General features: G+C 73.9%; 20 protein-coding genes and 1 tRNA gene. 9 read left to right on the top strand and 12 right to left on the bottom strand.

Going from position 1 to position 18554, the window contains the following annotated elements; translation table 11 throughout:
* Positions 1-11 precede the first annotated feature (11 nt).
* The 4 genes from L332_RS29340 to L332_RS29330 all read right to left on the bottom strand — a co-directional run bounded on the left by L332_RS29340 (position 12) and on the right by L332_RS29330 (position 7388).
* A complete protein-coding gene (locus L332_RS29340; protein WP_021010021.1) occupies positions 12-2195 on the bottom strand; it encodes a YhgE/Pip domain-containing protein in 2184 nt (727 codons plus the stop codon).
* On the bottom strand, positions 2192-5098 hold the full coding sequence (locus L332_RS19910; protein WP_021010020.1) for an MMPL family transporter: 2907 nt from the start codon (positions 5096-5098) through the stop codon (positions 2192-2194). Before L332_RS19910 ends, L332_RS29340 begins: the two co-directional genes overlap by 4 nt.
* Complete coding sequence (locus L332_RS29335) at positions 5098-5670, bottom strand: TetR/AcrR family transcriptional regulator (protein WP_021010019.1); 573 nt, start codon at positions 5668-5670, stop codon at positions 5098-5100. Before L332_RS29335 ends, L332_RS19910 begins: the two co-directional genes overlap by 1 nt.
* Before the next feature lie 80 nt (positions 5671-5750).
* On the bottom strand, positions 5751-7388 hold the full coding sequence (locus L332_RS29330; RefSeq protein WP_021010018.1) for an HNH endonuclease signature motif containing protein: 1638 nt from the start codon (positions 7386-7388) through the stop codon (positions 5751-5753).
* Positions 7389-7516: 128 nt separating this feature from the next.
* Here L332_RS29330 and L332_RS19905 point away from each other — a divergent pair, with 128 nt between their 5' ends.
* Genes L332_RS19905 through L332_RS19895 form a run of 3 tightly spaced genes read left to right on the top strand, consistent with a single transcriptional unit; the run spans position 7517 to position 9886 of the window.
* Positions 7517-7744 carry a hypothetical protein gene (locus L332_RS19905; protein ID WP_021010017.1) on the top strand — a complete coding sequence of 76 codons (228 nt, stop codon included), beginning with the start codon at positions 7517-7519 and terminating at the stop codon, positions 7742-7744.
* A 19-nt stretch (positions 7745-7763) separates the two neighbouring features.
* Positions 7764-8627, top strand: a complete 864-nt coding sequence (locus L332_RS19900) for a PfkB family carbohydrate kinase (RefSeq protein ID WP_021010016.1) — start codon at positions 7764-7766, stop codon at positions 8625-8627.
* Between the two features lie 35 nt (positions 8628-8662).
* Positions 8663-9886 (top strand): pyridoxal phosphate-dependent aminotransferase, encoded by a 1224-nt coding sequence (locus tag L332_RS19895; protein ID WP_021010015.1) that lies wholly within the window; start codon positions 8663-8665, stop codon positions 9884-9886.
* Between the two features lie 49 nt (positions 9887-9935).
* Here the strand turns inward: L332_RS19895 and L332_RS19890 are convergent.
* Positions 9936-10008, bottom strand: a tRNA-Lys gene (locus L332_RS19890).
* A gap of 107 nt (positions 10009-10115) precedes the next feature.
* On the opposite strand from L332_RS19890, the gene bcp reads away from it, so the two are divergent.
* The gene (gene bcp, locus L332_RS19885; RefSeq protein WP_021010014.1) at positions 10116-10586 is read left to right on the top strand and encodes a thioredoxin-dependent thiol peroxidase; all 471 of its coding nucleotides are present in this window, start codon (positions 10116-10118) and stop codon (positions 10584-10586) included.
* A 9-nt stretch (positions 10587-10595) separates the two neighbouring features.
* Here bcp and L332_RS0114930 read toward each other — a convergent pair whose 3' ends face one another.
* A complete protein-coding gene (locus L332_RS0114930; RefSeq protein WP_021064935.1) occupies positions 10596-10994 on the bottom strand; it encodes a hypothetical protein in 399 nt (132 codons plus the stop codon).
* A gap of 138 nt (positions 10995-11132) precedes the next feature.
* On the opposite strand from L332_RS0114930, the gene L332_RS19880 reads away from it, so the two are divergent.
* A complete protein-coding gene (locus L332_RS19880) occupies positions 11133-11381 on the top strand; it encodes a WhiB family transcriptional regulator (RefSeq protein ID WP_021010012.1) in 249 nt (82 codons plus the stop codon).
* A 72-nt stretch (positions 11382-11453) separates the two neighbouring features.
* On the opposite strand, the gene L332_RS19875 is transcribed toward L332_RS19880, so the two are convergent.
* The 3 genes from L332_RS19875 to L332_RS19865 are packed head-to-tail and all read right to left on the bottom strand — an operon-like array spanning position 11454 to position 14828.
* Positions 11454-12962, bottom strand: coding sequence for a sensor histidine kinase (locus L332_RS19875; RefSeq protein ID WP_021010011.1), 1509 nt, complete (start codon positions 12960-12962; stop codon positions 11454-11456).
* Between the two features lie 4 nt (positions 12963-12966).
* Positions 12967-14220 (bottom strand): AAA family ATPase, encoded by a 1254-nt coding sequence (locus tag L332_RS30705; protein ID WP_021010010.1) that lies wholly within the window; start codon positions 14218-14220, stop codon positions 12967-12969.
* Positions 14217-14828, bottom strand: coding sequence for a membrane protein (locus tag L332_RS19865; RefSeq protein ID WP_021010009.1), 612 nt, complete (start codon positions 14826-14828; stop codon positions 14217-14219). Before L332_RS19865 ends, L332_RS30705 begins: the two co-directional genes overlap by 4 nt.
* 109 nt (positions 14829-14937) lie before the next feature.
* On the opposite strand from L332_RS19865, the gene L332_RS30300 reads away from it, so the two are divergent.
* Positions 14938-15186: a helix-turn-helix domain-containing protein gene (locus tag L332_RS30300; protein ID WP_021010008.1), complete on the top strand. Its 249-nt coding sequence runs from the start codon at positions 14938-14940 to the stop codon at positions 15184-15186.
* A gap of 6 nt (positions 15187-15192) precedes the next feature.
* On the opposite strand, the gene L332_RS19855 is transcribed toward L332_RS30300, so the two are convergent.
* Positions 15193-15762: a hypothetical protein gene (locus L332_RS19855; RefSeq protein ID WP_021010007.1), complete on the bottom strand. Its 570-nt coding sequence runs from the start codon at positions 15760-15762 to the stop codon at positions 15193-15195.
* 179 nt (positions 15763-15941) lie between these two features.
* Here L332_RS19855 and L332_RS19850 point away from each other — a divergent pair, with 179 nt between their 5' ends.
* Positions 15942-16334, top strand: a complete 393-nt coding sequence (locus L332_RS19850) for an Rv3235 family protein (RefSeq protein WP_021010006.1) — start codon at positions 15942-15944, stop codon at positions 16332-16334.
* 6 nt (positions 16335-16340) lie between these two features.
* Here the strand turns inward: L332_RS19850 and L332_RS0114925 are convergent, their stop codons facing one another.
* Positions 16341-16652, bottom strand: a complete 312-nt coding sequence (locus L332_RS0114925) for a hypothetical protein (protein ID WP_021010005.1) — start codon at positions 16650-16652, stop codon at positions 16341-16343.
* On the bottom strand, positions 16652-17506 hold the full coding sequence (mca, locus tag L332_RS19845) for a mycothiol conjugate amidase Mca (protein WP_021010004.1): 855 nt from the start codon (positions 17504-17506) through the stop codon (positions 16652-16654). Before mca ends, L332_RS0114925 begins: the two co-directional genes overlap by 1 nt.
* Positions 17507-17594: 88 nt before the next feature.
* On the opposite strand from mca, the gene L332_RS19840 reads away from it, so the two are divergent.
* Both L332_RS19840 and greA read left to right on the top strand, forming a co-directional pair.
* A complete protein-coding gene (locus L332_RS19840) occupies positions 17595-17987 on the top strand; it encodes a DUF4307 domain-containing protein (RefSeq protein WP_021010003.1) in 393 nt (130 codons plus the stop codon).
* A 55-nt stretch (positions 17988-18042) separates the two neighbouring features.
* A complete protein-coding gene (gene greA / locus L332_RS19835; RefSeq protein WP_021010002.1) occupies positions 18043-18531 on the top strand; it encodes a transcription elongation factor GreA in 489 nt (162 codons plus the stop codon).
* Positions 18532-18554 lie beyond the last annotated feature (23 nt).

Raw genomic sequence — 18554 nt, 5'->3', positions numbered from 1 at the left:
GTCGTCCTCCCTCATGCCGTCGCGGGCGCCAGGCTATCGAGCGCCCGGATGCGCGCCGCGGTCTCCCGTCTGCGCATCGACCGCACGGCGAGCAGGGATGCGAGCAGCCCGATCGCGGCGAAGAGCACGAGCATCCCGATCGATCCGCCCGACCACCCGGCGCCGGCCGCGGCCGCGACGAGCGCGTCGACGGCGTGCGTCATCGGCAGCACCGGCGCGATCGACGCGAACGACGAGCCGAGCACGTCGCGCGGCAGCACGCCGCCCGCGGCGACGGCCTGGAGCACGAGCAGCACGAGCGAGACGACCGCGCCGACCGGTCCGAGCCACGCGGTGAGCGCGAGGTTCGCGAGCGTCGCGACCGCGCCGAAGAGCAGCGAGACGGTGAGCGTGATGGGCAGCGCCGACCACGCGACGCCGCCGATCGCGTGCACGACGAGCGCCGCGAGCACCGCTTGCAGGGCGACGATCCACGCGGAGCGCACGAGCAGCGCGGCGAGCACGCGGCCGTCGGTCTCGGCGGATGCCGCGACCCGGCGAGCGGAGCGGGCGAGCACGAGCACGAGCGCGAGGGCGCCGAGCCACAGGCCCACGGGCACGGCGAGCGCGCCGATGCGCGCCTCGCCGCTCGGGAGCGCGCGGCGCTCCTCGAGGTCGAAGCCGACGGGGTTCGTCGCCACGTCGGCGAGGTCGTCGAGCTCGCCCTCGCTCAGCTGCGGCAGGGCGTCGACGCCCTGGCGGAGCCCGTCGCCGAGCTCGCGCGCGCCATCGCCGAGGTCACCGGCACCGGACTGCGCGGAGCGCGCACCCGCGGCGAGCTGGCCGACGCCCGAGCCGAGGTCGCCGAGCCCGGCCGCGAGCTCGTCGGCGCCGCCGGCGAGCTGCGAGGCGCCCGAGACCGATGCGCCGAAGCCGCCGTCGAGCTGCGCGAGCCCGCTCGCGAGCTGCGAGGCGCCCGATCGGAGCGCGGGCGACCCCGCCGAGGCTTGGGCCGCGCCGTCGGCGAGCTGCGCGGCGCCGTCGCGGAGCGGCGCACCGCCCCCGACGAGCTGCTCGGCTGCGGTGTCGAGCGCCGAGAGGTCGGCGGTCGCCGCGAGCAGGCCCGCGGTGAGCGCACCGCTGATGTCCTGCTGCGAGAGCTGCGCGAGCGCGCCCGCGAGCTGCTGCGCCTGCACGATCGCAGCGGGGTCGGTGGCGGGGTCGGCCTCCAGCGCCGCGAGCAGCGATGCCGCGAGCGCCGCCTGGCCGTCGAGCGCGTCCTCGAGCTGGCCGATGCCACCCGCTTCCGCGGCGCCGCCGAGGCCAGTGCGCAGCTCGTCCCCCGCTTGCTGCACGCCTCGCGCGAAGGCCTCGGCGCCGTCGGTGTAGGCGTCGACGCCGTCGCTCAGCGAGCGAGCGCCGCCGGCGAGCGCGTCGACGCCGCCGGTGTAGGCGTCGAGGCCGTCGCGCAGCTGTGCCGCCCCGCTCGAGAGCTGGCCGATGCCGGCGTCGGCGCCCCCGAGCCCGGTCGCGAGCTGCCCCGCGCCGTCGGCGAGCTGGTCCGCGCCGTCCTGGGCGAAGCCCGCCCCGGCGCCGAGCTGGTCGAGGCCGTCGGCGAGGTCGCCGAGCCCCGACTCGAGCTGCGTGCCGCCCGCGCCGAGCGCATCCGCCCCGTCGGCCGCGGTGCCGAGCTGCTCGCCGAGCGTGCCGAGGCCGCCGTAGAGCCCCGAGATGAAGCCGGTCGTGACGACGTCGCCGAAGGAGGCGACGATCGACTCCCCCGTCTCGGTCGCGAGGCTCGACGCGAGCCCGCTCGAGGCGGCGTCGGTGACGATCTCGATGCCGGCCTGTTGCGGGTCGTCGCCCTGGAGGCTCAGCACGCGCTCCGAGAAGTCGGCGGGGATCGTGACGACGGCGCGCACCTCGCCCTCCGCGAGCGCGGCCGCAGCGTCGTCCGCGTTCAGGATGCGGAACTCGAAGCCGTCGTCCTCGTCGCCCACGAGGTCGGTGACGACCTGCCGGCCGGCGAACATGACCGACTCGGTGCCGTCCTCCGCGGTCGTCGTGAGCATGCGGTCGCTGTTGACGACGGCGGCGGGCACGTCGCGGTCGCCGTCGAGCGCGGGGCCGATCGACCACGCCGCGAGCGCGGCGACGGCGAAGGGCGTGACGGCCGCCGTCGTGAGCGCGACGGCCTTCTTGAGCGAGCTGGTCATCGGTCTGCTCCCGTGGTCGCGAGCGCCTCGGCGGGCGGGTCGGTCTGCTGGGCGTCGGCGGCGGATGCGGCTTCGGCGGCGAGGCGGTCCTCCTCGGCCGCGTCGGCGGGCTCGACGTCGATCGCGGCGCGACCGTGCGCCTCGGGCGCAGCCTCGCTCGTGACGATCGTGGCGTCCGGGCCCGCGAGCCGCGCCGCGAGCCGAGCGGCGCCGGTCGGGGCGCCCGCGGCGGCGTCGATCCAGACGAGGCTCGGTGCGCGCAGCACCGCGATCGCGATGAGCACGGCGGCCCGCTCGAGCGGCGCGAGGCGCGAGAGCGGCGCGGCCGCGTCGATGGGCGCGCCGAGCGCCTCGCCGGCGCGGGCGACGAGCGCGTCCGCGCGGCGGTCGAGCACGGGGCCGGGCGCGAAGGGGCTCCGCAGCGCGAGCGCGGCACGCGCCGCCTGGTGCGCCGACTCGACGTGGCCGTCGAGGTCGACGATCGCGACGCGGCTCCGGAGGGTCGCGACGTCGCCGGGCAGCGCGGCGCCGCCGAGCTGCGCACGACCCGCTGCGTCGACGTCGCCGACCAGGGCGTGCGCGAGCCGCTGGCGGTCGGCGAAGCCGCCGCCGAGGCGCACGACCGCGCCGCGCGGCGCGGTGAGCGTCCACGACGCGTCGCCCGGCTGCTGCCAGTCCACCTCGGGACGGAAGTGCTCGAGCGCGAGGTGGCCACCCGCATCCGCCGCCCACGAGAGCGCGTCGCGGTGCCGACCGAGGGTCTCGCCCTCGACGTCCATCTCGGGCATCGCGCGGTCGAGCCAGCGCGGCAGCCACCACGCCCGCTCCCCCATGAGCGTCATGAGCGCAGGGATGAGCGTCATGCGCACGAGGAAGGCGTCGACGGCGACGCCGACCGCGAGGCCGAGCGCGATCGCCTTGATCATCGCCATGCCCTCGGGGACGAAGGCGAAGAAGACGAAGAACATGATGAGCGCGGCGGCGGTGACGACGCGCGCGTTCGCCGCGAAGCCGTGGCGGACGGCGCTCACCGCGTCGTGGCCGTGCGCGTGCGCCTCGCGCATGCCGGAGACGAGGAACATCTGGTAGTCCATCGCGAGCCCGAAGAGCACCGCCATGAGCAGCACGGGCATGAACGAGAGGATCGGCCCGGGCTCGGCGTGCAGGAGCTCGATGCCCCAGCCCCACTGCATGACCGCGACCACGACGCCGAAGGCCGCGAGCACCGAGCCGATGAAGCCGAGCGCGGCGGTGACGGGCACGAGGATCGAGCGGAACACGAGCATGAGCAGCACGATCGCGAGCGAGACGACGACGATGCCGAACGGCAGGAGCGCCTCCTGCAGGCGCTGCGAGACGTCGATCTGCACGGCCGTCGCGCCCGTGACGGCGATGGCGGTGCCGTGCTCCTCCTCGAGCGCCGGCGCGGCGTCGCGGATCGCGCGCACGACGTCGGCGGTCGCCGGGTCGGCGGGGCCGGTCTCGGCGATCACCTGCACGATCGCCGTGTCGACGGTCTCGTCGGGGAAGGCGCTGCCGATGCGCTCGACACCCGGGATCTCTGCGAGGTCGTCGGCGAGCGCCTCGAGCACGGGCAGCACGTCGGTGACCTGGGTGATGTCGGCCATCACCACGAGCGGGCCGGTCACGCCCTCGCCGAAGCCCTCCTGGAGGGTGTCGTAGGCGATGCGCTGGGTCGATCCCTGCGCCTCGCGGCCGTTGTCGGGGAGCGCGAGCTCGAGGCTCGCGGCGGGGATGGCGGCGACGCCCATGACGGCGAGCACGCCGACGACGGCGAGCCACGGGCGCTTCGTGATGCCCGTGACCCACCGCATGCCGAGCGTCGGCCGCTCGTCGACGTCGCGCTCGGCGAGCCGCGCGGCGCGGCTGCCGGGCTTCGGCCGCAGCCGCTCGCCGAGGAGCGCCATGATCGCCGGCAGGAGCGTCACGGCGGCCGCGACGGCGATCATGACCGAGATCGCGGCGCCGATGCCCATGATCGAGAGGAAGGGGATGCCGACGATCAGGAGGCCCGCGAGGGCGACGACGACCGTGAGGCCCGCGAAGAGCACGGCGGTGCCGGCGGTGCCGACCGCGAGCGAGCCCGACTCGATCACGCCCATGCCGCGCGCGAGCTGCGAGCGGTGCTTCGAAAGGATGAAGAGCGCGTAGTCGATGCCGACGGCGAGACCGATCATGAGCGCCATGAGCGGCGCGGAGTTCGAGACCGTCACGAGCGCCGAGGCGCCCAGCACCCCGCCCATCGTGATGCCGACGCCGACGAGCGCGGTGATGAGCGGCAGCCCAGCGGTCAGCAGCGACCAGAAGGTGACGAACAGCACGATCCCGGCGAAGAGCACGCCGACGCCCTCGACCCAGGAGATCGGCACGCTCGAGGCCTGGAAGACCTGTCCGCCGAACTCGACGGCGAGGCCCGTCTCGCGCGGCGCATCCGCCGTCGCCACGAGCTCGTCGAGGCCCGCGGGCGTGCCGCCCGTCTCGCGCGGCTCGAACTGCACCTGTGCGTAGGCGATGCGGCCGTCGTCGGAGATCTGGTCGGCGGCGAACTCGTCCCACGGCGCGACGGCGGTCGCGATGCCGTCGATCGCGGTGATCTCGTCGACCTGCCGCTCGATCGCGTCGCGGTGCTGCTCGATCGAGTCGCCCTCGGGCGCCTCGTAGACGACCTGCACCGCGGCGCCCGCGACTTGCGGGAAGACGCTGCCGAGGCGGTCGAGGGCCTCTTGCGACTCGGTGCCCGGGATGTCGAACGACTCCTGCATGTCGGGCCCGAGTGCGAAGGCGCCACCGAGCACCGCGGCGACGGCGAGGAGCCACGCGACGATGACGAGGCGGGCGCGGCGCATCGATCCGGCGCCGATGCGGGAGAGCCACGTCGCCATCAGCGGGCGCTCTCGAGGGACTCGGGCTGCGCCAGGCACAGCTCGAGGAGCGTGTCGATGAAGATCTCGCGCATCTCGGCGGGGTGGACGTGCTCGCGGTCGTCGTCGAGCGCGTCGCCGAGGATGAAGGCGACGCCCGCGAGCCCGATCGAGACGCGCGTGAGCACGCGGGCGCTCGGCGCCTCCTGCACGAGGGTGCTCGCGATCGCGTCGACGAGGGCGTTCGCGCGGCCGATGACCGGCACGTCTCGGAGCGCGCCGCGCTGGGTGACGAAGACGGAGACGGCGGCGCTGTGCGCCATGAGGACGTCGACGAAGCCGGTCGCGAGCGCCGGCACCGCCTCGAGCTTGTCGGGGCCCGCGTGCGGGAGCGCCGCGACGAGCGCCGACATCGCGTCGATCGCCGGCTGCATCGCCGCCTCGAGGAGTGCTTCCTTCGACTCGAAGTGGTACAGCACCGACGACTTCGAGGTGCCGACGTCGTCGGCGATCTGCTGGATCGAGCTGCCGAGGTACCCGGTGCGGGCGAAGCGCTCGAGCGCCGCCTGCAGGATCGTGTCGCGAGTGGTCACGATCGACCATCGTACTGACCGATCGGTCAGAGTTCGACCGATCGGTCAGTCGCACGGTGCGGCGCGTGTCGCGGGGCCGGTCAGAACGGCGGCGGAGGAGCGTTCGGATCGCCATGCGCGGCTGGTTCGAGCGGGGCCCCGTGCCACTCGCGCAGCACCGCGGGATCGGGTTCGGTCCAGGTCGTCGGATCGTCCCAGCGGCCGAGTCGATCGAGCGCTGCGCGCTGGTCGGCGCGCCGCTGCGCAGCCGTGCGCTTCGGCGGCCTCGGCCTCGTGCGGGGCATGTCGGTGAAGACCGGCCCGGCCGGCTCCGGGACGTCGTCGATCACCTGTCCGAGCGGTGAGGTCCAGCGCAGCACGGCACCGGGCAGCTGCTCGACGGCCCAGCGCGAGTCGTGCTTGAGGCAGTGGTCACGGCGGCAGATGTGGGCGAGGTTCGACAGGCTCGTCTCGCCACCCTGTGACCACGCGATCGTGTGGTCGAGATCGGCGCGGCGGGCCGGCCGGTCGCAGCCGGGTGCTCGGCAGCGCACGTCGCGGCCGAGCAGGACGTGCCGCTGCGCCGCGGTCGGCGTGTACGAGTCGACCGTGACCGCGACACCGGTCACCGGATGCGTGAACAGCCGCAGCCACGTGGACGCCTCCCCCGCCAGCCGGCGCGCCGTGTCGAGATCGACGATCACCTTCCCGTCGAGCATCGCCGGGAACCGGTGACCAGCAGCCTCGGCCTCCGCCGCCGTGCCGTCGAAGCACAGCCCGCCCGCAGGGATCGCGATCATCGGCTTCACCCGGATGCCGGACGTGCCGTGCAGGTCCTCCGGCACCACACCCGACAGCAGCAGCTCCTGGAACGCATCCGCCCGGAACTGGTCGAACGAGCGAAGATCCTCCTTCGGCTTCCCGCGCGCCGCCTGCGTCAGCCGATCGTGCACCGCGTACGCCTCCAGCGCCGGCAGGAACGCGTACAGGTGCGCCATCCCATCCCCCGCATCCGACACCTCCACCCGCCGCCGCTGCCGCGCCGCATCGTGCCGGACCTGCAACGGCGTCGAGAGCACGTCGTTCACGACCTGCTTCGCGCGCGATCGCAGCCGGCTCACGCTCGAGCACTCCGCCGCATCGACGAGCGCCGCCACGACGCGCTCACGATCAGCGGCGTCAAGCTGCTCGTCCTCGCGCAGCGGCCGCGTCTCCGCCTCGATCACGCGCAGGTGGCTGACGGTGATCCTGCCCTCGGCCGCCGCCTCGTGCGCGGCCGGCAGCGTCGTGACGATCGCCCACGCGTCGCTCATGCGCCGCTCGACCGTCGTCGACGCGAGCCCGACCTCGACCGCCGCGAACGACGCGAGCTCGCGCAGCATCGCGCCGGTGTCGCCAGGCTGGTCGATCATCCGCTGCAGGTGCTCGGCCATGAGCGCCCGCCGCTCGCCCTCGATGCGCGACGTCTCGGCCTCGAGCGCCGCGAACCGCTCCACGAACTCCGCGTCGAGCCGCGAGCGCCGCTCGGCCGCCGACTCCGGCGGGCGCGGCAGCGGCGGGATCGGCGCGCCGTGCTCGGCCGCAGCCGTCACCTGCTCCGCCGACATCGCCGCGACCTGCGCCGACAGCTCGAGCCAGAATGCATCGAGCTCCGCATCCGCCGCGATCTCGGCAGCCGAGCGCGGCTCGAGCGGGGGCGCCTCCAGCGCCTCCGCCCCCTCGCCCGGCCTCGTCGTCATGCCCCGATTCTCCTCGGCACCACCCACACGCGAGCGGGCGCGAGGAGCACCTGTGGAGAGCGCTCGCGAGGGTGCTCCAGGCATCCGTGCACGCACGCGCGCTAGGTTTGGCCCGACGAGGAGGCGGGATGCGCAAGTACCTGTTCAACGCCGGCGTGCTGTCGTCGGTGGCAAGCGGCATCGGTGTCGCGAAGGCGACCCAGAAGGGGCCGCGCGACTGGCGACTCGCCCTGCTGTGGGTCAGCTGGGGCATCGGCGTCGCGCTCGCGATCGGCGCGGTGAACCAGCGCGACGAGGGCACGCGCCAGCAGGAGCTCGAGCGCGAGCTCGAGAAGGCCGCCAAGAAGCGCCGCTGAGCGGATGCCCGGAGCACCGATGACCGCGCCGGTCGTCGTCATCGGCGATGCGCTCGTCGACGCGATCGACGGCGCAGCCCATCCCGGCGGCGCCGCGCTCAACGTCGCGGTCGGCCTGACCCGGCTCGGCGTGCCGGCGCGCCTCGTCGCGATGGTCGGCGACGACGAGCCGGGCCGCGTGCTGCGCGAGCACTGCGAGCGCCACGGCCTCGAGCTCGTCGCGACCGCCGCGCCGCTCGGCACCGCGGTCGCGACCGCCGTGCGCGAGGGCGACACGATGCGCTACGAGTTCAACGCCGCGGGCGTCGGACGCTTCGTCGAGCTCGGCGGGCTCGAGCACGTGCTCGAGGAGGCGCCGCTCGTGGTCGTCTCGTGCCTCGCGCTCGAGCACGAGCGGCAGATCGCGCCGCTCCTCGAGCTCGACCGCTCCCGCGAGCGGCTGCTGATCGACCCGAACGCGCGACCGGCCTACTTGCGCGCGGCTGGTGCCGTCGAGCGCTTCGCCGCGGGCCTCGACGCGCTCGCGGCCCGCGCGCTGCTCGTGAAGCTCTCCGACGAGGACGCCGAGCTCGTCTACGGCGAGGACGCCGACGACACGGCCGCGCGGCTCATCGCGGCGGGCGCCCGGGCGGTCGCCGTCACGCGCGGTCCGGGCGGAGCCACGATCGTGACCGGCGACGGCGCGGTCGACGCGGCGGTGCCCGCGCTCGCGGCGCCCATCGTCGACACGATCGGGGCCGGTGACAGCGTGCTCGCGTCCCTCACCGCATCCGTCATCGCCCGCGAGCACGAGGGCGGCTGGGTCGGTCCGCTCGAGCGCGCGATGGCGGTCGCGGCCGCGACGACCCGCTCGCCGGGAGGGCTGCTGCAGCTGCCGGGCTGACGGTTGCGGCACGGGCGCGCGCCTAGCATGGGGCAATGGCTCTCAAGTCGCTCGACCAGTCGTCGAAGCTCAAGCACGTGCTCTACGAGATCCGCGGCCCGGTGGCCGCCGAGGCGGCGCGGCTCGAGGCGGAGGGCCACCGCATCCTGAAGCTCAACATCGGCAACCCCGCGCCGTTCGGCTTCGAGACCCCCGACACGATCGTGCAGGACATGATCGCCAACCTGCACGCCGCGCAGGGCTACTCCGACTCGAAGGGCGTGCTGCCCGCACGCCGTGCGGTCGTCGCGCGCTACGAGGACGTGCCGGGCTTCCCGCAGCTCACGGTCGACGACGTCTACCTCGGCAACGGCGTCTCGGAGCTCATCACGATGACGATGCAGGCGCTGCTCGACGCGGGCGACGAGGTGCTCATCCCGGCGCCCGACTATCCGCTCTGGACGGCGATGACGTCGCTCGGCGGCGGCACGCCCATCCACTACCTGACGGATGAGTCGGCGGGCTGGGCGCCGGACCTCGAGGACGTCGAGGCCAAGATCACGCCGCGCACGAAGGCGATCGTCGTCATCAACCCCAACAACCCGACGGGCGCGGTCTACTCGCGCGAGGTGCTGCAGGGCATCGTCGACCTCGCGCGGCGCCACTCGCTGCTCATCCTCGCCGACGAGATCTACGACCGGATCCTCTACGACGACGCCGAGCACGTCTCGATCGCGACGCTCGCGCCCGACCTGCTGACGCTCACCTACAACGGCTTGTCGAAGACCTACCGCGCGGCGGGCTTCCGCGCCGCGTGGCTCGCGATCACGGGCCCGAAGGACCACGCGCGGGGCTTCCTCGAGGGGCTCACGCTGCTCGCCTCGACGCGGCTGTGCCCCAACGTGCCGGCGCAGTACGGCATCCAGGTGGCGCTCGGCGGCCACCAGTCGATCGAGGACCTCATCCTGCCGGGCGGGCGCCTGCTCGAGCAGCGCGACGCCGCGGTGCAGGGCCTGAACGCGATCCCCGGCGTGAGCGTCGTGAACCCGAAGGGCGCGCTCTACGCGTTCCCGCGGCTCGACCCCGAGGTGCACGAGATCCACGACGACGCGCGCCTCGCGCTCGACCTGCTGCGGCAGGAGAAGATCCTCGTGACGCACGGCACGGGCTTCAACTGGCCCGCGCCCGACCACTTCCGGATCGTCACGCTCCCGTGGAAGCGCGACCTCGAGACCGCGGTCGAGCGGATCGGCAACTTCCTCGCGTCGTACCGGCAGTAGCGCTCGCCGCATGACGAAGGGCCCGGCATCACGCCGGGCCCTCTCGCTGTACACCCCCCGGGACTCGAACCCGGAACCAATTGATTAAGAGTCAACTGCTCTGCCAATTGAGCTAGAGGTGCATGGTCTCTCGACCGAGGAACAACGATAGCACAGTCGGCGGGCGCACCTCGACCGAGCCGTCTCGCTCGGGCCGGGCCGACGCATCCGCTCTGCTTGGATGGAGTGGATGACCCACCTCGCTCCCGGCATGCCCGCACCCGACTTCACCCTCCCCGACCAGGACGGCTCGAGCGTCTCGCTCGCCGACCTCCGCGGCCAGAAGGTGATCGTCTACTTCTACCCCGAGGCGCTCACCGTCGCGTGCAAGCAGCAGGCGTGCGACTTCCGCGACGCGCTCCCCGACCTCGGCGAGCAGGGCTACGCGGTCGTCGGCATCTCGAAGGACCCGGTCGAGAAGCTCGCGCGGGCGCGCGACAAGGACGGCATCACGTTCCCGCTGCTGAGCGACGAGAGCCTCGAGGTGCACCGCGCGTGGGGCACGTTCGGCGAGAAGAACAGCTACGGCCGCATCGTCGAGGGCGTGCGCCGCTCGACCTTCGTGCTCGACGAGGAGGGCGTCATCACGCACGCCTTCTACAACACCAAGGCGAAGGGCCACCTCGACATGCTCGACAAGCGGCTCGCCTTCCGCGGCTGAGCCGCCGGCTCACTCCTCGCGGCGCAGCCACTCCGTCACGCTGCGCCGCAGCACGGGGATGAAGATCGCGGCCGAGAGGCCCGCGAGGATGAGCGCGAGCCACACGGGACCCTCGCCGCCGTCGAACGTGCCGAGGGCGACGCCGAGCTGCAGCACCGACCACACGACGGCGGCCGCTCGCGACCACGCGCGGCCGTCGAGCATCGCCTTGCCGGCGAGCGCGAGGAAGAGCGCGGCGCCCGCCGCGAGCACCGCGAGGAACAGGCCGCCGGCGATGTGCTCGGCCGCGCTCCCGAGCGCTCCGAACGTGAGCCACACGGCCACCGCGATCATGCCGAGGCCCTCCAGGAGCAGCAGGATCCCGACCGTCGTCGCGGTGCTCGGGCGCACCCTCGCGTCATCGCTCACAGCAGAAAACCCTTGCCTCTCCGGAGTGCCTGTGGAAGCATGGAACGTCGGGCGGCAGTGCTGCAGCGCCCAAAGACTTCTGCGCTGCGGCTGTTCCGCGAGCGCGCTCTCCCCCTCCAATGTACAAGGAGCACATGTATGGACTGGCGTGATGACGCTGCCTGCCTGACGGTAGACCCCGAGCTGTTCTTCCCGGTGGGCAACACCGGCCCCGCGCTCGAGCAGATCGAGAAGGCGAAGGCCGTGTGCGCGACGTGCCCGGTCACCGAGATGTGCCTGCAGTACGCGCTCGAGACGAGCCAGGACTCCGGCGTGTGGGGCGGCCTCTCCGAGGACGAGCGCCGCGCGCTCAAGCGCCGCGCCGCGCGCGCCCGTCGCGCCGGCTGACGCTCAGCAGCAGCATCGAGAGCGGGGTCGCCTGAGGGCGGCCCCGCTTCTTCGTGGGCGGATGCGTCGGGCTCAGTCCTCGTCGGGCTCGCGGATGTAGGCGAGCGGCACCCGCACCGTCACCTCGGTGCCCTCGACCGCGCGGGCTCCCCAGTCGATCGTGCCGGAGAGCTCGCCCGTGACGAGCGTCTTCACGATCTGCGTGCCGAGCCCGGAGCCGACGCGGCCGGCGGGCAGCCCCACGCCGTTGTCACACACCTGCACCGTGAGCCAGCCAGCCTCGCGCCGCGCGGTGATCCGCACGAGGCCGTCCTGCTTGCCGGAGAGGCCGTGCTCGACGGCGTTCGTCACGAGCTCCGTGAGCGCGAGCGCGAGCGGCGTCGCGTAGCCGCTCGGCAGCACGCCGAACGAGCCGATGCGCTCGGTGCGCACCCGGGCCGCGTGCAGCGACGCGAGCTCGCTCGTGAGCTTCATCGCGCGATCGAAGACGGCGTCGAAGTCGACCGATTGGCTCAGCCCCTCCGAGAGGGTGTCGTGCACGACCGCGATCGACGAGACGCGTCGCTCGGCATCCTGCAGCGACGTGCGCGCCTCGTCGCTCTTCGTGCGGCGCGACTGGATGCGCAGCAGCGCGGCGACGGTCTGCAGGTTGTTCTTCACCCGGTGGTGGATCTCGCGGATCGTCGCGTCCTTGGTGATGAGCGTCTGCTCCTGCACCCGGAGGTCGGTCACGTCGCGCACGAGCACGATCGCCCCGAGCCGCTCGGCGCCCGCGCGCAGCGGCACGGCGCGCAGCGAGAGCGTCACGTGTCGCGTCTCGATGTCGGTGCGCCACGGCGCGCGGCCGGTGACCACGAGCGGCAGCGCCTCGTCGACCTCGTGCGAGTCGTCGAGCAGCTCGGTCGTGATCTCCGCGAGCGACTCGCCCTCGAGCTCGCCGTCGAAGCCGAGCCGCGTGAACGCCGAGAGGGCATTCGGGCTCGCGAACGTCACGACGCCCGCCTGATCGAGCCGCATGAGCCCGTCGGATGCGCGCACGGCACCGCGCCTGGGCTCGGTGGGCGCGGCCTGGTCGGGGAAGTCGGCGCCCGCGATCATGCGGAAGAGCTCGTCGGCGCACTCCTTGAAGGTGCGCTCGAGCCGACCGGCGCTGCGCGTGTCGGCGTAGTTCGAGTGCCGCGTGATGACGGCGATCGGCCGCTCGACCACTCGGGTCGAGGGCTCCGCCTCGCGCCGTCGCACCGGGATCGCACGCACCTTCGCGTCGCCCTCCGCCCCCCACACGGGCGAGTCGCCCGTGAGCGCGACGCCCTCGGCGAACGCGCGCGAGACCTGCTCGCGCCAGGCGTTCCGCACCGGCTGACCGACGATGTCGCGGTAGAAGAGCGTCGCGGCACCTGCGGGGCGGGCGTGCTGCGCGGCGATGAAGCCGTCGTCGTCGCCGGTCGGCAGCCACAGCACGATGTCGCCGATGGCGAGGTCGGCGAGCAGCTGGAAGTCGGAGACGAGCCGGTGCAGCCAGCGCAGATCGTCGTCATCGACGGTCCCGTAGCGCTGGGCGATCGACGTGAGGCTCGTCACCCGATCAGCGTACCGCGGCCCTCCACGCGCGCCGCGGCCGCTCGGCCGCGCGCAGCGACGCTCGGCTCGGCTGCGCCTCCCGCGGCTGGAGCGCGAGCGCGAGCTCCTGCACGCGCCGCCGGAGCCGCGAGCGGCCCGCGACGTCGACGAGCGGTCGTCCCTCGAGCAGCGCCGCGTCGGCCGCCCGGCCATCGAACGGCCAGCACGCGGCGGGGCTCACCTGCGCGAGCCGCCGCAGCGTCTCCTGCACGGCGCGCTCGGGCGCGACGCCGACCGCCGACGGGCGCAGCTTGTTGACGACGACGCGCGTGCGCGCGCTCGGAGCGATCGCCCGCAGCTCCGGCAGGGCCCGCACGAGCCGCGCGACGCCCACGGCGTCGCCACTCGCGACGACCACGACCTCGTCGGCCGCCTCGAGCGCCGCGAGCGTCGCGGCGTGCCGGCGCGGCGCGAACATGTCGCTCGAGATCTCCTCGTCCTGCTCGAGGCTCGAGGCGACGTCGACGACCGTCGCGTCGGCCCAGTCACGGCAGCGCTCGAGCACCTCAGCGACGCGGTCGGCGCCGAGCTCGGGCCAGCGGCTCGCGCGGCCGATGCCGGTGAGCACGCGCAGCACGCCGCCCATCGTGGGCACCTGCTGCGCGATGCGGTCGAGCTCGTCGACCGTCAGGCTCCCCGCGCGGGCGAGCCTCGCGGCCGCCGCGAAGCCGGGCGACTCGTCGAGCAGGCCGAGCGCGGGCGCGATCGAGGCGCTCGTCGTGTCGGCGTCGACGAGCGCGGTCGAGCCGCCGAGCAGCGCGAGCTCCGCGGCGAGCGCGATCGCCGTCGTCGTGCGACCCGGTGCTCCCGCAGGCCCCCACACGGTGATGACCCTCCCGCGGGGGCGCGAGCGCGAGGGCAGCCCCGCGGCCGCGGGTGCCGCCGCGGCCTCGATCGCCGCGAACCCGTCGGCCCACGCGACGGCCTCGAGCCCGAGCGTGCGCGCCCTCGCGCGCTCGGCGGCATCGTCGGCGAGCGCCACGAGTCGGAGGCCGCGGGCGTCGCACGCGTCGACGAGCGCCCGACTCGCGTGGTGCTCGTCGGCGACGACGAGCACGAGGTCGAGCGCCGGCGCGGCGTCGCTCGACCTCGCGGCGAGCCGGTCGATGAGATCGGCGGCCGTCGCGGCGCGGATCGCGACGCGGTGCCCGTGCCGCGCGGCCTCGCGCACGATCGCATCCTCCCGCTCGAGCGGCGCGGAGACGGCGAGCACGCTCACGGCGCCGCCTCGACCGGCTGCGCGAGCGGCACGACGCTGAGCGCGTGCTCGTCGGCGATCGCCTCGAGCAGCGCGGCCGTGGCATCGGTCGGCACGAGCAGCTCGAGCTGCGCCGCCGCCGATGCCAGGATGCCGTCGTCCTCGACGAGCCCGACGACGATCGCCTCGTCGACGAGCACCCCGGGCGCCTCGAAGCCGTCGTCGCTCGGCGCGGCCGTCCACACGTCGACGAGCGCACCGGCGCGCACGGCGGTCGGGAGCGCGCCGTCGAGCTCGATCACGACGGCCGAGCGCGACGCGGACGCCGCCCCGCCGACGGCGCGCACCGGGAGCACCTCGCCCTCGCCGATCGTCGAGGCGACCACCATCCCGATCGGCGAGGCGCTCGCGTCGAGGTAGCGCTCCTGCGACTGCGGCAGCCGCACGTCGACCGGCGCGACGTCGCCCGCCGCGATGGTGTCGCCCGGCAGGAGCGTGCGCGTCGCCGCCCACGCGCGATCGCTGCTCGACGACTGCTGCACCACGAGCCAGACGCCCGCGAGCGAGGCGAGCACGAGGGCGACGCCGATCACGAGCCTCGGGTCCATCCACGTGCGGCGAGCGGCCACGGCGTCCTCCCCTCCCGGATCGCTCGAGCGTCGCAGAGCCGCGCACGGCTTCGCTGAAGTTCTCCACAGGCTCGGGGCACTCCCACCGGGACTGGCCCACAATGGGGCCATGTCGATGCCACCGCGGCGATTCCTCGCCCTCGCCGATGTCGCCGAGGTGCTCGGCACCTCGCCGACCGCGGTCGTCGAGCTGCTCGAGGCCGGCGACCTCGTCGGGGTGCGCGTGCGCGGCGCGTGGCGCATCGCCGACGACGAGGTGCAGGCGTGGATCGACCGGGAGCTCGAGCTCGAGCGCCGCCGAGGCCTGTGGCGGCAGGCGCAGTCGGCGAGCGTCGCCGACCTCTTCGGCCAGCACTAGGCGGGGTCAGGGCAGCCGCACCCAGTCGAAGGCCGAGAAGGGCACGAGCCGCCACGCGCGCACGCTCGAGCGGCGCGGGCGCTCCCCCGGCTCGTGCACCGCGAGGTCGAGGTGGTCGCGACCGACGCGGTCGATCGTCCCCGCGATCGGCGCTCGGCCCTCGAGGATGACGGTCGCGCGACGGCGGGCGAGGTCGCGCAGCGCGAAGCCGAAGCTCAGCCGCGCCTGCAGGTCGCCGGGCTCTCGCACCGCGCGCGCGGACTCCAGCACTCCGTCGTGATCGAGCTCGACGCCGACGATCGCGTGCAGCGGCACGATCGCGCCGCTCTCTGCCGGCGCGCCCTCGAGCACGATGCCGTTGAGCCAGTCGCGGCCGAGCGCCATGCGCCGCAGCCGCAGTCGTCCGCCCGCGCGCAGGGCGAGGTCGAGCGTGCGCGGCGCCGCCGCGATGCGGTCGCGCAGCTCGAGCCGGCCGATGCGGAAGCGCTCCTCCTCGGCCTCGAGATCGCGCCGCTCGGCGCCCAGCTCGGCCTCGAGCTGGCTCTCGAGATCGTCGAAGAGGTCCTCGAACCGCACGCGGGCGAATCTAACCGCGGCGGCCTCTCGCGCCCACCGCGTTCTCCACAGGGCAGAACTGCCCATCACGCGCAGAACACCGTTACGACTATGTTCGCCCCCACGACGGTGCCTTCTCGGGCCGCCGCGGGGGCACGGCGGATGCGAGGGGGCGGCGCGTGGAGACCCACAGACGACGGATGACATCGGTCGACGCGGAGGAGTTCTTCGACTTCCAGCCCTGCTCGTCGGCAGAGCTGCCCGACCCCGTGCCGCTGCTCGAGAACCTCACCGCACGCGTGATCGAGATCCTGCTCGGGGTGCGCGACGTGCAGCAGATCGCGCGCTGGGTGACCGAGTCGACCTACGACCAGCTCACCGAGCGGGCGCTCGCCGCGCGCCGTCGGCGCGGCCGACAGCTCACCCGCACCGTGCCGGGGTTCGAGGTCAGCAGCGTGCGCGCGTGCCATCCTGCCGACGGCGTGGTCGAGGGCGCCGCGGTGGTGCGCTCGGCCGGGCGCACGCGCGCCGTCGCGATCCGGCTCGAGGGGCTCGACGGCAAGTGGCGCGCGACGTCCGTGAACGTCCTCTGATGCGCGTCAGGCGCCCGTGCGGCCGGAGTCCCCCTGCGGCGGGCCGACGTCGGCGGCGCGGTCCTGCTCGGCGTCGCCTCCCGCTCGCTCGTCGAGCGGAGGCTCGGCGCCCTCGAGCGCGGCGTCGCGGGCCGCGAGCTCCGCCTCGATGCGCTCCTTCGCCTCGGCGCGGTTGTTGATGCGGCGCACGCGGCGGTTGAAGTCGAACAGCAGCAGGATGATGACGGCGCCGACGAGGGCGGTCGCGGTGAAGCCGATCCAGCCCGGCGTCACCTGGTTGGGGTCGAAGCCGAGCTCGTCGGGCGTGCGCAGCAGCATCAGTCCTCCTCGACGCCCGCGAACAGGTCGTCCTCATCGTCCGCCGCGGCGATGCGCGATCGCACCAGCTGGTAGTCGTCGGTCGGCCACGTCGAGCGCAGCAGCTCGTTCGGCCAGAAGAAGAAGCGCGACTCGGGATCGACCTGGCTCGCGTGGGCGCGAAGGGCCGTGTCGCGGGCCTCGAAGTGATCGCCGACGTGCACGCGCGTCGTCATCGTCGCGGGGCGCTCCGCGAGCCGCGCCGCCCACTCGCGCACCATCGGCAGCCGCTCGTCGTCGGGCGTCGCTGCCTCGAGCGCCGCGAGCAGCGCCTGCAGGCGCACGCCCGTCATCGAGCGGTCGAAGTAGAGCTTCTGCACCTCCCACGGCTCGCCGAGCTCCGGGAGCCCCTCCGCCGCGTGCTCGAGCGCCCACATCGTCACCTCGTGGCAGCGGATGTGGTCGGGGTGCGGGTAGCCGCCCGTCTCGTCGTAGGTGATGACGACCTGCGGCTTGAGGCGACGGACGAGTCGCACGAGCGCGCGCCCGGAGACCTCGACCGGGATCGTGGCGAAGGAGAGCGAGCGCAGCGGCTCCCCCTCGTCGGGCAGCCCCGAGTCGAGGTAGCCGAGCCACGCGTGGTCGATGCCGAGCGCCTGCTGGGCCGCGCGCATCTCGATCCTGCGCAGGCCCGCCATGTCGCGCGCCGCTCGGGCGCGGTCCTCGAAGCGCTCGTTGAGCACGCTCCCGCTCTCGCCGCCCGTGCAGGAGACGACGGTGACCTCGGCGCCCTCCGCGGCGTACCGGGCGAGCGTCGCCGCGCCCTTGCTCGACTCGTCGTCCGGGTGCGCGTGCACCGCGAGCAGCCGTCGCACGGCATCTCCCTCCCCCGCAGCCCCCACAGCGCCGATCGGCGCGGCGAGTAGGCTGGATCCACCGTCCATCCTCCCACGACAGGCCCCGATGACCCATCTCGAAGCCCGCTACGGGCGAACGCGCGCGTGGTCGCGCCGCGAACGGGCGCTCGGCATCGTCGCGGGCCTCGCGGTGCTCGTCACGGCGACGCTGTGGGTGTGGTCGCTCGGCACCGATCTCTCCCGCACGACGCTCCAGACTCGCGACCTCGGCTTCGAGATCGTCGACGACTCGACGATCGAGGTCGTCTTCGAGGTGACGGTCGAACCGGGCACACCGGTCAGCTGCGCCGTCGAGGCGCTCAACAGCGCGTACACGATCGTGGGCTGGCGCGAGACCGATCTGCCGGCCTCGGAACGCCGCACCGAGACCCATGTGCTCGAGGTGCGCACGACCGAGCGCCCGACCACGGGATTGGTCTCGGAGTGCTGGCTGCCATAGACTGGGTGACGGACCGGCCCACTCGGGGCCGGTTCTGTGCATATCAGGAGACGACATGAACGGCACCACGGCGACCTGGCTCTCGCAGGAGGCGTACGACCGCCTGCAGGCAGAGCTCGAGCACCTCCAGGGCCCCGTGCGCGCCGAGATCGCCAAGCGCATCGAAGAGGCCCGCGACGAGGGCGACCTCAAGGAGAACGGCGGCTACCACGCCGCCAAGGACGACCAGGCGCAGGTCGAGGCCCGCATCGCGCAGGTCGTGCAGCTCCTCCGCACCGCCAAGGTCGGCGAGGCGCCCGAGGCCGACGGGGTCGTCGAGCCCGGCACCGTCGTGACCGCGACGATCGCGGGGGACGAGGCGACGTTCCTCGTCGGGAACCGCGAGATCGCCGAGGCTGGCGACGACCTCGACGTCTACAGCGAGGCGAGCCCCCTGGGCCGCGCGATCATCGGCAAGCGCATCGGCGAGAGCGCGACCTACGAGACGCCCACCGGCGCGACGATCCAGGTCGAGATCAAGAACGTCGAGACGTACCGCGGCTGAGCGGTGGAGCTGAGAGCCTGAGG

Source organism: Agrococcus pavilionensis RW1, from assembly GCF_000400485.1.
Lineage (GTDB): Bacteria > Actinomycetota > Actinomycetes > Actinomycetales > Microbacteriaceae > Agrococcus > Agrococcus pavilionensis.
Note: the sequence above shows the minus strand (reverse complement) of the source record. Positions and strands in the feature narration are given on the sequence as shown.

Coding starts and splice junctions, on each gene's coding strand:
- L332_RS29340 (WP_021010021.1), bottom strand. CDS start 2,195: ATGACCAGCTCGCTCAAGAAGGCCGTCGCGCTCACGACGGCGGCCGTC.
- L332_RS19910 (WP_021010020.1), bottom strand. CDS start 5,098: ATGGCGACGTGGCTCTCCCGCATCGGCGCCGGATCGATGCGCCGCGCC.
- L332_RS29330 (WP_021010018.1), bottom strand. CDS start 7,388: ATGACGACGAGGCCGGGCGAGGGGGCGGAGGCGCTGGAGGCGCCCCCG.
- L332_RS19905 (WP_021010017.1), top strand. CDS start 7,517: ATGCGCAAGTACCTGTTCAACGCCGGCGTGCTGTCGTCGGTGGCAAGC.
- L332_RS19900 (WP_021010016.1), top strand. CDS start 7,764: ATGACCGCGCCGGTCGTCGTCATCGGCGATGCGCTCGTCGACGCGATC.
- L332_RS19895 (WP_021010015.1), top strand. CDS start 8,663: ATGGCTCTCAAGTCGCTCGACCAGTCGTCGAAGCTCAAGCACGTGCTC.
- bcp (WP_021010014.1), top strand. CDS start 10,116: ATGACCCACCTCGCTCCCGGCATGCCCGCACCCGACTTCACCCTCCCC.
- L332_RS19880 (WP_021010012.1), top strand. CDS start 11,133: ATGGACTGGCGTGATGACGCTGCCTGCCTGACGGTAGACCCCGAGCTG.
- L332_RS30300 (WP_021010008.1), top strand. CDS start 14,938: ATGTCGATGCCACCGCGGCGATTCCTCGCCCTCGCCGATGTCGCCGAG.
- L332_RS19850 (WP_021010006.1), top strand. CDS start 15,942: ATGACATCGGTCGACGCGGAGGAGTTCTTCGACTTCCAGCCCTGCTCG.
- L332_RS0114925 (WP_021010005.1), bottom strand. CDS start 16,652: ATGCTGCTGCGCACGCCCGACGAGCTCGGCTTCGACCCCAACCAGGTG.
- L332_RS19840 (WP_021010003.1), top strand. CDS start 17,595: ATGACCCATCTCGAAGCCCGCTACGGGCGAACGCGCGCGTGGTCGCGC.
- greA (WP_021010002.1), top strand. CDS start 18,043: ATGAACGGCACCACGGCGACCTGGCTCTCGCAGGAGGCGTACGACCGC.